At 36.0% G+C, this 14,051-nt stretch carries 9 protein-coding genes and 1 riboswitch; of the genes, 3 read left to right on the plus strand and 6 right to left on the minus strand.

Features of this window, described 5'->3' with window-relative positions; all coding sequences use genetic code 11:
* Positions 1-70: 70 nt before the first annotated feature.
* Positions 71-229 (minus strand): hypothetical protein, encoded by a 159-nt coding sequence (locus tag ACIQ1H_RS07775; RefSeq protein WP_402887817.1) that lies wholly within the window; start codon positions 227-229, stop codon positions 71-73.
* A gap of 386 nt (positions 230-615) precedes the next feature.
* The gene (gene metE, locus ACIQ1H_RS07780) at positions 616-2,910 is read right to left on the minus strand and encodes a 5-methyltetrahydropteroyltriglutamate--homocysteine S-methyltransferase (RefSeq protein ID WP_402887819.1); all 2,295 of its coding nucleotides are present in this window, start codon (positions 2,908-2,910) and stop codon (positions 616-618) included.
* A 182-nt stretch (positions 2,911-3,092) separates the two neighbouring features.
* A riboswitch (cobalamin riboswitch) is annotated at positions 3,093-3,271 on the minus strand.
* 195 nt (positions 3,272-3,466) lie between these two features.
* On the opposite strand from metE, the gene ACIQ1H_RS07785 reads away from it, so the two are divergent.
* Positions 3,467-3,829: a VOC family protein gene (locus ACIQ1H_RS07785; RefSeq protein ID WP_402887821.1), complete on the plus strand. Its 363-nt coding sequence runs from the start codon at positions 3,467-3,469 to the stop codon at positions 3,827-3,829.
* 40 nt (positions 3,830-3,869) lie between these two features.
* Here ACIQ1H_RS07785 and ACIQ1H_RS07790 read toward each other — a convergent pair whose 3' ends face one another.
* Complete coding sequence (locus ACIQ1H_RS07790) at positions 3,870-5,564, minus strand: methyl-accepting chemotaxis protein (RefSeq protein ID WP_402887822.1); 1,695 nt, start codon at positions 5,562-5,564, stop codon at positions 3,870-3,872.
* Positions 5,565-6,128: 564 nt separating this feature from the next.
* Here ACIQ1H_RS07790 and ACIQ1H_RS07795 point away from each other — a divergent pair.
* Complete coding sequence (locus ACIQ1H_RS07795) at positions 6,129-7,061, plus strand: C40 family peptidase (protein WP_402887824.1); 933 nt, start codon at positions 6,129-6,131, stop codon at positions 7,059-7,061.
* 206 nt (positions 7,062-7,267) lie between these two features.
* Here the strand turns inward: ACIQ1H_RS07795 and ACIQ1H_RS07800 are convergent, their stop codons facing one another.
* Together ACIQ1H_RS07800 and ACIQ1H_RS07805 are read right to left on the minus strand one after the other, a co-directional pair.
* Positions 7,268-8,653 carry a UDP-N-acetylmuramoyl-tripeptide--D-alanyl-D-alanine ligase gene (locus tag ACIQ1H_RS07800; RefSeq protein ID WP_402887826.1) on the minus strand — a complete coding sequence of 462 codons (1,386 nt, stop codon included), beginning with the start codon at positions 8,651-8,653 and terminating at the stop codon, positions 7,268-7,270.
* Between the two features lie 213 nt (positions 8,654-8,866).
* Complete coding sequence (locus tag ACIQ1H_RS07805; protein ID WP_402887828.1) at positions 8,867-10,267, minus strand: Mur ligase family protein; 1,401 nt, start codon at positions 10,265-10,267, stop codon at positions 8,867-8,869.
* Positions 10,268-10,418: 151 nt separating this feature from the next.
* On the opposite strand from ACIQ1H_RS07805, the gene ACIQ1H_RS07810 reads away from it, so the two are divergent.
* Entirely contained in the window at positions 10,419-11,624 is a 1,206-nt protein-coding gene (locus ACIQ1H_RS07810; protein ID WP_402888572.1) for an ATP-grasp domain-containing protein, read from the plus strand.
* Positions 11,625-11,792: 168 nt separating this feature from the next.
* On the opposite strand, the gene ACIQ1H_RS07815 is transcribed toward ACIQ1H_RS07810, so the two are convergent.
* The gene (locus ACIQ1H_RS07815) at positions 11,793-14,045 is read right to left on the minus strand and encodes a YheC/YheD family protein (protein ID WP_402887830.1); all 2,253 of its coding nucleotides are present in this window, start codon (positions 14,043-14,045) and stop codon (positions 11,793-11,795) included.
* Between the last annotated feature and the right edge of the window lie 6 nt (positions 14,046-14,051).

A 14,051-nucleotide genomic window follows, 5' to 3' on the forward strand; every position in this document is an offset into this window, starting at 1 on the left:
CTTATAGGTCATTTTTCAAAAGTCAGTCACAGTATTCTTTCGTAATAATAGATACACTGCTCACTCAACTTCATTCATATGCCTTATCTGTTTGTTCTTGCTTCTTTTTCAAATACTCCGCACGTATTTTTTCAATTTGCTGCTTTTTATCAAATTTGGCAGGCTTGTTTTTTTCATGATACTTTGCCACAGCTACCTTACCTTTAGTATCCAATTGATATTTCCCCAATTTGTTCACCTACTTTTCTTATCCTTAAAGAGAATTAATTCACCAAATATACTATACCTTATTTTACTGAGGTAAACCTTATTATGTACTGATAATCTTGCATATATCGGTAAAAACATTAAAAACTTTCGATTTCAAAAACTTTTAAGATCTTTACTTGCATCTACTTTACATGTTCTATCACTAATAAAAAAATGTCTTTTCGCTCCTGTAACCATCTTTGCATCCCTAGTCGTACCAATTATTAAAAGACTATCCTTATGAATCTTAGAGTACCATAACCAATTTTAAATAAAAAAATCCCCTGAGCATTTTTGCCTTTCAGGGGATTTATTTTAATAATGACGCTTATAAGGAAAAGTAATGTTTTTTCTTATACTATATAATTAAAAAGTTGATTGCTGTACTTGTTGACGTAATGTTTTGGCAGCAGTAACCATATGTGCTAGTGCTGCAACTGTTTCAGGTTCTTTTCTTGTTTTTAAACCACAATCTGGATTGACCCAAAATTGATTTTTGGATAATACTTGTAGGCTATCCTGCATGATACGTAACATTTCTTGTTCACTCGGCACACGAGGGCTATGAATATCATAAACACCCAATCCTATCCCTTTTTCATATGGATTGATTTGCAGCGATGCAATAAGCTCTCCATGACTGCGTGACGTCTCGATAGATATAACGTCAGCATCCAGTGCACTAATTGGCTCGATAAAATCATTGAACTCACAGTAACACATATGTGTATGAATTTGTGTTTCATCCTTTACACTAGCCGTAGCGAGTTTAAATGCATTCACTGTCCAATCTAAATATGCTTCCCAATGCTCTTTACGTAAAGGCAAGCCTTCTCGCAATGCAGGTTCATCGACTTGAATAATAGAAATGCCAGCCGCCTCTAGTGCCTCAACCTCTTTCCTTAGTGCAAGCGCAATTTGATAGGTCACCTCTTTTCGTGCAACATCGTCACGTACAAATGACCAGTTTAAAATGGTAACTGGGCCTGTTAACATCCCTTTTACATAGCGATTTGTTAAACTTTGTGCATAGGCCGTTTCTTTCACTGTCATCGGCGCTTCCCATGCAACATCACCGTAAATAATCGGTGGTTTTACACAACGAGAGCCGTACGAAACGACCCAAGCTTTTTCTGTAAAAGCGAAGCCTGTTAGTTTTTCACCAAAGTATTCCACCATATCTGTACGCTCAAATTCACCATGCACAAGTACATCAATATCTAAATCTTCTTGTATAGCAATCCACCTTTTCGTTTCTTGTGCGACAAAGTCAGCATATGCTTCATCTGAGATTTGTTTTTTACGCCATGCATTTCGCGTGCGCTTCACTTCATCAGATTGAGGGAAACTTCCAATCGTAGTCGTAGGGAATAGTGGTAGTTGCAGTGACTGTTGTTGAATAAGCTGACGACTATTAAAATCATTTTGACGTTCAAAATCCTCTGACGAGACCGTTTGCATTTCTTGTTGAACTGCCTGATTATTTCGTACGGGATGTTTCTTTAATGCATCAATTGCTTTCATGCTTTCAGAGATTGTGTGATTTGATGTGTGGTTTTTTTCTTTTAAATATTTAGCCACCTCTGATATTTCAGCCAATTTTTCATCAGCAAATGCAAGTGCATTTTTCAAGACAGGGTCTAGCTTTGTTTCAAGGGCGGTCGAAATCGGCACATGCTGTAAGCTACATGACGATTGAATCCATAACTCTTGGACACTAGCCAACTGTTCGATTGCCTTAATCGTTGTACTTACCTCTGCTAAATTTGCTCGCCAAATATCTCGTCCGTTAACAATACCTATCCCCAATACTTTATCCTGTGGAAAACCAAATTGGCGTAGTGCCTCCATATTTTTTGTATAGCCATGAACAAAATCTAAGCCAAATCCTTGTACAGGAAGTTCAATTAGTGTGTTATAAGCTGATAACGATTCAAAATAAGTTTGTAGCATAATATTGGCCTCTGGAACAGCGGCTGCTAATTGTGTATATATTTCTTGCACTAGTTTGACCTCAGCCTCTTCTAAAGTGGAGACTAATGCAGGTTCCTCTAATTGAACCCAGTCAGCACCAGCTGTAACGAGTTCTTGGATTACCTGCGCATAGAGTGGTAGTAATGCTAAAATAAAGGCAACTTGTGATACTTTATCGTAACCTTTTGTTAGCTTGCAAAATGTATATGGTCCGATTAGCGTTGGCTTTGCAGTAATGCCAAATGCATCTTTAACCTCAAGGAAATCTGTAAGTATTGTATTCTCTGTTAATTGTAGTGTTTGTCCTTCATATTCAGGTACAATGTAATGATAATTTGTGTTAAACCATTTAGTCATTTCACTAGCAACCGCTTCTTTATTTCCGCGCGCTACCGCGTAATACGTTTGTAAATCAACCTTTCCACCTTGCCAGCCAAAGCGCTTTGGCACCAAACCAAACATCATCGCTGTATCAAGCATTCTGTCATAGCGTGTAAAATCCCCTACAGTGACAATATCTATTCCGCTCCGAAGCTGCTTATCAATACGTGCAAGACGGATTTTTTTAATTTGTTGTAAGAAATCTTCTTCTGTAAGTTCATTTCTCCAAAACGCCTCTAATGCCTTTTTCCATTCACGGTCTTCTCCTATATATGGATAGCCTACTACAGTTGTGGTATACGTCATGTTACATCTCTCCTCGAATTAAAATAAAAAAAACCATCTTCCTTTTCGGAAAATGGTAGTTATTGTAAATCTAATTAGCTATGACGAAGCGATACGATAATGTATTAATTGTCGTATATATTCGTTAGTCGCACAGTGCCAATTCGGTCACATCTCACCACCTATTTCCACGTAGGTTATTTGGTGTGTACTAGACATTGGCAGGTCTCCTGGCTTCTCATCAACACGCCTCACAGCCTTCCCAGTTCCCCAGTGGCATTTGTGATTTACTCCGATTTACAGTTGCGGGACAGCGTCGGATTTACACCGACTTCCCTTTTAAGCCAAACTTTCATTTGGCACCAACTCTTACACAATATTCAATTATGCTCTTACTATAGCATATATTTTTCTGAAAAGTATAACTTTTATAAAGTTTATACGCATATTTTCAGTAGATTGTTACATGAGGAGTAATTTAATTGATTCCAATATAATAAAAAATATACTAAAAAAGGTATTTTAAGAAATTTGTAGAATTATATAGTTATTACAAGAAATAGCGAGGAGGAATACTATGATTGTCGGTTTACATCATGTACAACTTACAATTCCTAAAGGCTCTGAGGAGCAAGGAAAAGCATTTTATTGCAATGTACTGGGGTTAAAAGAAATAGAGAAACCAGCATCTCTTAAAGGGCGTGGTGGTTTTTGGCTACAAGTAGGTAATCAAGAAGTACATGTCGGCACAGAAGATGGCTTTGATCGACTCACAACGAAAGCACATATTGCTTATCATGTAGAAGATGTAGCACATTGGAAAAGGATATTAACAGAACATCAAATAGAAATACTTGATTCTGTTGCAATTCCGCATTTCGAGCGCTTTGAATTTAGAGATCCTTTTGGTAATCGAGTAGAAATTATTCAGCCGATTTAAAATGAAAAAGCAGCCATCTTGCTAATGGCTGCTTTACTATTTATAATTTAAAGTGCTGAACTTCTTTGTTTAACTTCTCTGCCATCGATGCTAAATGATCTGTATTTTTTGAGATTTCATCCATCGTCGCGACCGTTTGATCGATTGTTGCGGTCGTTTGCTCTACCCCTGCGGCAGATTGCTCAGATATTGCTGCTATTTCATCGATAGAACGGTTAATTTGTTCCGTTGTTGTGGAAATACCTTGTAAGTTTTCTGTGATGCCTTGAATATTACTAAACATACTATTAACGGCTGAAGCAATTTGTTCAAAGGTTGTATTTGTAGTCGTAATTTGCTCTGTGCCCCTTTTTACTTCTTCATAGCCCGTTTGAAGTGATGCTGTAACGCCAACTGTTTCATTTTGAATACGTCCCACTATAGATGAAATATCCGTCACAGAATAGGATACTTGTTCAGCAAGCTTGCGCACTTCATCGGCCACAACCGCAAAACCTTTGCCTTGCTCCCCTGCCCGTGCAGCTTCGATTGCAGCATTCAATGCTAATAAGTTGGTTTGGTTGGCAATATCATCAATAACAGAAACTAATTTAGAAATTTCTTGTGATTGCCTATTTAAGCCTTCAACATTTGCAACAGCCTCTTGGACGATTTTATCAATAGCAAACATTTGCTGTGTTGAAGTATTCATTAAATGTTGTCCACTTGCTGTAAGCTGCAAAACTTCACTCGAATAGCCTTGTAAATCTTTACCTTGTATATTAGCCTGCTGAACATTTATTTTAAATGTCTCCATCATTTGAGCTAAGTCTCCAGCATTATGTGCTTGTGATTCAGAACCACCCGCTAATTCAAGCATTGTGAGGGCAATTTGTTCTGCACCTGTTTTCACTTCTAAAGAAGATTGTGCAAGTTGTTCACTGTTGGCAGCAACGTTCCCAGAAACCACATTTATCGAACCAATGATTTCATGGAGCTTACGATTTAATGCATTTGTCGATTGCACGAGTAAGCCGATTTCATCCTTCATTCTTTCAGGCAATGGAGGCTGACTAATATCACCATCTGCCATTTGCGAAATTTTTTGTACGACTGCTTTTATCGGATTGGCAATCATATGCGCTGATATGTAAGCGGTTACAATTGCGACGATAGTAGTGATTATACCTATCATTAAACCTATATTCATCGTTTGCTTCGATTGAGCGATCATCTCCTGCCCAAGCTTATTAATAGAAGCTTCTCTTGCACCTGCAAGCTCCTCGTACCCCTCTCTAATTTCTACTGCAAGACGATCAACAGAATTAAGGTTTTGAATAGCTGCTTCTATATTTCCTTTGTCATATTCAGCAAATACATCCGTTTGTACAAAACTTCGCCATTCTCTTGCTTTTTCAACCGTCTTCGATAAGCTTTTATCTGTCGACAATTCATTTAGTATTGTATTGTTTTCTTCTGCGATTTTAATATAATCATCAAATTCTTGTTTATATTTTTGATCTCCCGTAAGTACGTAGCTTTTCGCAGCAGTTGTTCGAACACTAATCGTGGATGATAACTTTTCACTGGCTGTTAACCACTGTAACTCTTTATTGACAATTTCCTCTCCAGCACTAATTACACGTTTATTGGCGAAAAAGCTATAGGTGTTAAAACAAGCGATGAAAAATACTACAATAAAAAATGCACTAATAATTTTAGCTCTAATTGTTTTGAACCTAAGTTTTTGTAACATACTATTTTCCCCTTTCGTTCGTGAAATTATTTAAATTTCTACTATTAAACAACATTTCCCGTCAACTTTTGCGGCAACGTATTCATCTATTTCTACCTAAATATAACATATATTACCTATCACACCTATGACTCTAACTATGTATTTCACACTTTTTAATAAGCAAAAAAATCCCCATAATACGTGCTTTTATAAGTATTCTTCCACTAATAAAGTTATTTTTATATCATTCCTTACCCTTATTTTGATTTCTCTATTTGCACATTGCCTACAAGCTTTTCAATATTATCGAGGTACATTATTTTTATTACTATATTTTTAAAAAAATTGGGTTGGCATGCATTGTTAGCCGTATGTTTCACAGGTTTTATTTATCAAACTGAAACATTTGTAATGAAACTGTAAATTCAAGCGATAAAGCCTTTTATATCAAGGTTTACAGATATGTCAATGCTCACTGTGGTAACATTTACCTCACAGAAGCCCTACTTTTTCATGCTACGATTATTGCAACAGCAAGCAAACAGATATGATTTTACTGCTCGCTTACAGGAGGTAAAAAGTATGAAAAAAAATTTTTTAAAAACTACACTAGCATTGTCGATTGGTTTGAGCTCATTTGGAATCGCTCAAGCATCCTTTGAACCAATCAAAGTGGAAGCTGCAACGACAAATGCACAACATAATGACCAAGCTGTTGCAGCGAAGGCAGATCAACTTATTCAAACAGGGAAAAGTTTAATTGGTAAGGCCACATACAGCAATTCAGTGTACAAGTCTACATATCCTTACAAGTTTTCTTGTGCTTCATTCATCATGTATATTTTTGAAAAAAATGGAGTTGATATTGGGACGTATAATGAAAACTATATGATTCAGCAAGGGACATATGTTCCTAAAAGCCAATTACAAAAAGGCGATTTAGTATTTTTCAAAAGTAAAAAAACAGGTACAGATCCCGACCATGTAGGCATGTACATTGGAAATAACAAAATTATTCATATGGCTGATTCGAAACAAAATATCGTCATTTCAGATATGGGCAGCAAACCTTATTATACTGACAACTATGTATCTGCACGCAGAGTATTACCAACATTACTATCGGCTAACCCTGCAACAAAAGGTGATAAAATTGTTGAAAATGCCTTAACTTATAAAAATAAAGTAACGATAAGCTCAATAAATAAAGAACAAAGCTTACGTTTTACAGCACCTGGTTTCGTAGAATACGTTTATCGTAAGAGCGGTGTAAAACTTAGCACAACAAACTTAAAAGAACAAATGGCTAAAGGAACTACGGTCTCTCGTGCCAATTTAAAAAAGGGCGACTTAGTGTTCTTTAATAGTGTGAAAGGGTCAAAAAACCCATCCCTTGTAGGTATTTACGCTGGAGATCAACGTATCATCATTCCAACTTCAAGTGGTGTTACTACTAGAGTACTCTTTGTGGATTACTATAAAGAGCATTATATAACAGCAAAACGTGTATTTTAAGTAATCAATGGCTCTGTGATAACACGCTGTCTACAATTGCAAGAAAATAAAACATAGCATACAAGCATGGTATAATCATGCTGTGTATGCTATGTTTTTGATATATAAAGCGGCACCTTTCATTTTGCAAAGTGTCATTCTCTATGCATAGAAAGCCTTGCTTCGCTTAAAGGTAACTGATGATAAGTGGTCGTTAGGACTGAAGTCTATATTTGCTTTAATTGGTTAGCAAATTCAATCATCGATCGACTAGACATCGGGCCCTTTATTAATACAATTGTATCTTTATCAAGTTTTGGTTTAAGTATTTCTAATACACCTGTAACATCTTTGAATATATGAACCTCTGCCGTTGTTCCATCTTTTTTTGCTTGTGCTGCGATATCTTCTGCTCTTTTTCCAATTGTCATAAGCATTTCAATATTTCTCTGTGCCACCATCGAACCAATCTCACGATGATACTTTTCTTCGAAAAGACCCAATCGCTTTATATCACCTAATATAAGGATTATTTTTTTATCTTTTCCTATCGTATCTAAAACCTTCAAAGCAGCTTCAACTGATGTTGGGTTATTTGTCCATGTATCGTCTATAATGGTACTTTCACCGATACCAGTTGAAAATTCTAGGTGCCTTGCCATCGGTTTAAATGTTTTTAAACGCGAGATTGCAGTTTGGATAGACAATCCCATTTCCTTTATAGCTGCGATAGCTGCTAGTGCATTATACACTTGATGTTCTCCGTAACCAGGTACAAAAATAGTATATTTTTCATTTAATAGATGAAGAGTAAATTTCATCCCATTGTTCGTAAATTCAATGTTAGATGCTTTGTAATCTGCTTGTTGCTGGACGCCAATAGTAATAATTTTCCCTTTAAACGTATGCAATGGTACTTTTTTTGTATTTTCATCATCACCATTGATGATTAATATGCCATCCTCAGACAATCCCTCTAAAATTTCTGATTTTGCTTTTATATAGCCTTCAAGGTTTTTACATCCATCTAAATGATGGACACCGATATTTGTAATAATACCAATTGTCGGTTTGTAGATCATACATTGATGTTTAATGTTACCTGTATTCCCCAGACCAAGCTCAAATACCGCTGCTTTTGTTGTTTTATCGATGCCCGTTAAATAGGGTAAAGATTGGCGCGGCTCATTTTTACTACTAATAGATGCCTGCACATTCCAATCTTTACTTGCAATATGTTTAATCATTTCTTTTGTTGTTGTTTTCCCACATGTTCCAGTTAATGCGACCACTGGTATATCAAAAAGGCCTCTATAATATTCGATAAACTTCCAATATGCCTGCAAAGTACTTTTCACTTGAATAACAGTCGTATTCGCTAGTGCGTTTTTTAGTTCACTTAAAGGTTTATCTGAAATGACGAGGGATGGCCCCTTATGATCTATTTCCTTCCAATTAATGGACTCACTTTTATTGATAAACATTAGTGTATTTTTTTGCGTTAAATCGTGGCGGTTATAATAAATAGCATGTTTGACAAACCATTGCTCAGAACCGCTGACTAATACCCCTTGTAGTAACTTTCTAATCACAGTTACACTTATATTTTGCACGTTACCTCCGTCCCCCCTCTCATTAGAATATGAAAAATGATAGCTAGACGCTTGGGTAAAGGAGCGGTTCCTTCCCTATTTCTAGCAATGATTATTATTTGTTGATATATTTTATCTTTTATTTAGAGCGCTCCTTTCTAGTAGATTACTATACAATATTATTAATTAACCTCATGTGACACAGTGTTTATCCTGTTGTCCTTGCATCCCTTATTACCGTGTATCTCCTCTAAATGGTTTTTTTATTTTTAAATCGGCTGCCAAATTGGAAATTTGCTGACTATACATATCCCCTTTTATCAGAACAATTGTATTTTCATCTACAATTTCATGTAATAGCTTATAAACGAGTGTACTATTTTTAAAAGTATAAACAGGTTTGTTAAATCCTAGCTTTACTGCATGATCAGCCATAATTCGCGCATGCTCTCCTATTGTAATAAGGACATCTACACCAATGCGATTGATTAACTCTCCTGCTTGCTCATGGATGATATAACCCCAAGACCCTAAATCGGTGATTGTTCCAATAACGGCTATCTTTTTCATGCCCTCACCTATCGAATTCAAGACCTTTAATGCTGCTTCTAGGGAAGTAGTTGTTAAACTCCAAGTATCATCTATCAACAATGATTTATTAATTCCTTCGAAAAGTTGTAGCTGCTTTTTCATTTTCTTAAATGTAGCCAGCTGTTTGATTGCTACAGGAATAGGGACATTCAATTCGTTGATGGCAGCAATTGCAGCTAATGCATTATATACTTGATGCTCTCCAAACCCAGGGACAAACACTTCATATTTTTTCATATTGTAGTGCATTGTAAACTGCATGCCATTTTCAACGTATCGAATATGACTTGCTTTAAAATCACATGATGGATGCTGCCCAATTTTAATAATATCTCCTTTGAATTTCGACAAATCTATTTTTTTTATATTGGCATCTTCCGCATTGAGAATTAATGAACCGTTTGGGTCCACAATCTCAGCCATTTCACCTTTGGCCTGTATATAACCTTCCAAAGTTTTACAATAATTTAAATGATGGGCTCCGATATTCGTAATAATACCGATAGTCGGCTTGAAATATTTTCCTGCAGTCCTTACATCCCCCGGTGATCCAACAGCTGTTTCAAAAACGGCAACTTCTGTTTCATCGTCAATGCTAAGTAAGTATTGCAAAGAAGCTGTTCTAGAATTACTGCTTAAAGTAGTGGCAGCAACTTCTTTTTCAGCTGAAAGAATATGTTTAATCATCTCCTTTGTTGTTGTTTTTCCTGAAGTTCCGGTAATTGCAATAACAGGGATATCAAATTGACTACGATAATAATGTACAAACTTCCAGTAGGCCTCAACTGCATTCTCTACTTGAATGATGATTACGTATGGAGGAATTTCATGCTGATTATATAGCCGATCTGTTACAAGCACTAGTGGGGAAAGAGGCTCAAGATTTTTCCAGTTGATAATGCGTTTTGATGTAAAAAGTGCAGTGTACGGTTTTTTTACTTGTTTTAGTCGATATGCGCCATACTGGATCAGCACCTCATCCGACCCATGCAACAATTTACCTGCAATAATCGCTGTTAAATTCTTCACCGATAGAGGCTTCATATCAATTCACACTCCTTTCATTTCTATTATATGAATCGCCATAAAAGTTGCTTGGATGTAAACAGGATACATAACTAGAAGAAAACTATTCCACAGCATATATATAAAATGTATATTAATAATCCAAGTGCCAATTGAAGGAGTGATTATACTGAAGGCAATTATATTTATCGGTACAAACAAATCTGGATCTAGTCGTGAAGCGATAAAAGCAGCAGAAAGGTTGGGTTACTTTACCGTACTTTTCACAAACAATCCAAAACAATTACAACAGAGAAAAGCCTACCCAGACATTCATAAAATGGTTCTCATCGATACTTCCAATATAGAAGATATGATAGAAGAAATTCACAATTTGTTTGATGCCGGATTAGAGATAAAATCCATTGTTAGTTTTGTAGACCCCTTTGTTCATATTGCCTCTATTTTATGTGATGAGTTTTGTCAAAACTATACGTCGTCAGCTGCTATTGAAATGATGGAAGATAAAGAAAAAACAAGGAATCTATTAAAAGATCAACCTTATTCCCCTAAATTTGTTCTAAAAAAACCACACGAATCATTTACAAATAATATGGTATTCCCACTAATCGTTAAATCACCTAAATCAACAGGCTCTAAAGACGTACTGTTTGCGACAAATAAAGACCAACTCGATACACACCTTGCATTTCTCCAAAATAAAAATCCTGGGGAAACCATCATGATTGAAGAATATATTGATGGTCCTCAATATTTAGTTGAAGCCCTCGTTTATAAAAACCAAGTTCATACAATCGGCATTATTGAACAAGAGATTACACAAGGAAAGCGATTTATTATTACAGGCTATGGTGTACTCGCAGAAGTACCACCACATATTCAAAAAGGAATTGAAGAAGTACTCCATTCGATCGTTGAAATATTTGATATTGAAAATGGAACATTGCATTTAGAACTCCGTTTAACAGAGAATGGATGGAAGCTCATTGAAATAAATCCTAGGATTTCTGGCGGCGCTATGAATAACATGCTACATGCCGCATTCGGATTTAGTTATGTTGAAGAAACGCTTAAGTTATTTTTAGGTGAACAACCTAATGTAAATCCACGTCATAATAAGTTCATTTTTACAAAATATGTGATTGTAGAAAGTAAAGGTGTGTTAGAAAGAGTCATTGGGAGAAATAAAGCTACGAAATCAACAGGGGTTGTAGATGTGTATGTAAAACCTAGAAAAGGAACAATTTTAACCCCTCCATTATCTATGGGGCATCGCTATGCCTATGTTATTGCCGAGGGTAAATCGTTAGCTCAAGCTAAAAATCATGCGATTACAGCCGCTAAAGAAATAAAATTTCTAATACGAGCCTTATAGCGTTCCATATAAACAGTTTTTGCGAATGTAGCTACATGCTGCTACATTCGCAAAAATAAAGAAATAGTTACGCAACTAAGTATTGTACATATTATTTTTTATTCAGCATTAACACAAACACCCCGAGTAGTTGACCTATTAAGTTGGCAACTGCTCGGGTTATTTTATTTATTCCTTAAATGTATCATCTAAAAATTTAACCGTTTCAAACATATTAGTTTTACTTGCGCCCTTCACGAGAATCGTGTCATCAGGTTTAACAAGTTTCTCTAGCAAAGCATGTAATTGATCTTTGTTCGTATAATGATAGATATTCTCTTGTTTCATCCCTTTAGCCTTTGCTGCTGCACCAATTTCCTCTGTCCTGAACCCATAAGTAATTAGAAGGTCAATACTTTGGTCAGCAATATGTTCACCCAATTTACGATATTCTTCTTCTCTTAAATCTCCTAATTCCCGCATCTGACCAATTATTGCAATCCGCCTCTTCTTTCCGACATTTGTCAGTACTTCAAGAGCAGCTCTTACACCTTGAGGATGCGAATGCACAGTATCATCTATAACGGTAATATTTTCGCGACAATTATACACCGTCAATCTGCGTGGTGGTTTTTTGAAATGCAAGCCGGCTTTTATGTCCTGCGGTGTAAAACCTAAATAATCAGCCACCGCAATTGCATTTAGCGCATTATATACATGATGTTCGCCTAAAATCGGAATAAATAATTGGATTTCCTGCCCTTGGAGTTTCATTTTAAAGGACATGCCATTTTCTTTATATTGAATATCATAAGCTCGATAGTCTGCGTCCGTCTTTACACCCGTTGTCAGTATTTTCCCCTTAAATTGATCAGTTAATAAATATTTCGAGTTTTCATCGTCTTTATTCAAGATAAGTAACCCTTGTTGGTCCATACCTTGTATTAATTCAGATTTAGCTTTGGCAACTAGTCTAACATCACCATCAAAGTTACCAACATGTGCAAGGCCAATATTTGTTACGATACTAATATTCGGTTGAATAATGCTACAGTGATTCGTAATAATCCCTGGATAAGCCATTCCATATTCTAGAACGACGGCTTGATGAGAATCATTAATTTCTTCAGCATGTTTTTTAGTATGTTCTGTCGTATTCCAATAATCTTTGGATTCAAAAACATTCCATTTTTTCGATAATATAGATCCTAAAAATGCCTTAGATGTTGTCTTCCCTGCACTCCCTGTAATTGCAATAATTGGTTTTTCAGTTTTTGCTGCACCATAAGTCGGCTTTGGCTCTACTGGCTGAGGTATAGGCTCTACAATCGTAGGCTTTGGCTCTACTTGTTTAGGTTTAGAATCTACGAGATTTGGTTTTTGTTTGACCCTTGCTTTTTTTACATGCGGTTTGTTTTCTGCTAAGTATTTTGCGTAGCGAATTGAATGAATCACGACATCTAATTCTAAATAAAATGCTGGTGGACAGCCTGGACGCCAGTTTACTTCATAGACCCAAATTCTTTGTTGTGCATCTAGTCCAACATCAATTCCAATTTCGTCTATGACTTCGCCAAACTTCGTCATTTGAATATCATCTAGATGGCGTGCCAATGATAATGAAAAATGCTCTAACATACGTCGAATATTATAAGCTTCTTCCTGGAACTCCTGCTCCAAAAACGGATCTAAATAATTTGTATATCCCCCATTGTTGATATTCGGAATTATCGAGCCATGTGGCGCTATACGTGGATAAACAGTCGTCACAACCCATTTTCCCTCACCATTTTTTTGCACATGGAGACGAAAATCATAAACTTGACCCGATTTCATTTTTGATTGAATATATGGTTGCATAATGAACGTTCCCGTAGCAAGAAGCTCATTTACTAATGCGTTCAACTGAGGTTTTGAATACATACGGTTATCACTATTTTGTCTTACTTCGAATGTATCCCCTATTTTTATAATGAAATAAATTCCTTTACCTTTCCGACCATCAATCGGTTTAAATACTATTTTTTTATGATGGGCGATATAACTATGAAATACGTCAATGTTCTTTACTATTTCTGTAGGAATAATATATTTCTCAAATTCTTTCGCTTCTTTTAATCGCTCCATGACATTCCATTTATTCCCTATAGAATGTGTAGTAAATGGTATTTCCTTTTTCAATTTATTTATAATATCTTTTGACACCGATAATTTTTCTGGACTTCCAGCATTATAAATGACATCTGGAAAGGGCATCACTCTTTCTTGCCATTGCCCATCTTCTAATACCTTCCCATTGATAGTACGGTTGTCAAAGTTTACCTTTCTAGGTGTAAAGTAAAAAAAATCTACCCCTTCTGCTTTTGCAACTGCAGCATATGCATATGACTTCAGAACAGTTTTAGGATCTAGACGATGATGCAACATTCCTATAATTGTCATGCATTA

This window comes from Lysinibacillus sp. NPDC097279 (assembly GCF_044761745.1).
Taxonomy (GTDB): domain Bacteria; phylum Bacillota; class Bacilli; order Bacillales_A; family Planococcaceae; genus Lysinibacillus.

Excerpts from the sequence above, each read along its gene's own strand:
- metE (WP_402887819.1), bottom strand. The coding sequence starts at position 2,910 with ATGACGTATACCACAACTGTAGTAGGCTATCCATATATAGGAGAAGAC.
- ACIQ1H_RS07795 (WP_402887824.1), top strand. The coding sequence starts at position 6,129 with ATGAAAAAAAATTTTTTAAAAACTACACTAGCATTGTCGATTGGTTTG.
- ACIQ1H_RS07815 (WP_402887830.1), bottom strand. The coding sequence starts at position 14,045 with ATGACAATTATAGGAATGTTGCATCATCGTCTAGATCCTAAAACTGTT.
- ACIQ1H_RS07785 (WP_402887821.1), top strand. The coding sequence starts at position 3,467 with ATGATTGTCGGTTTACATCATGTACAACTTACAATTCCTAAAGGCTCT.
- ACIQ1H_RS07790 (WP_402887822.1), bottom strand. The coding sequence starts at position 5,564 with ATGTTACAAAAACTTAGGTTCAAAACAATTAGAGCTAAAATTATTAGT.
- ACIQ1H_RS07805 (WP_402887828.1), bottom strand. The coding sequence starts at position 10,267 with ATGAAGCCTCTATCGGTGAAGAATTTAACAGCGATTATTGCAGGTAAA.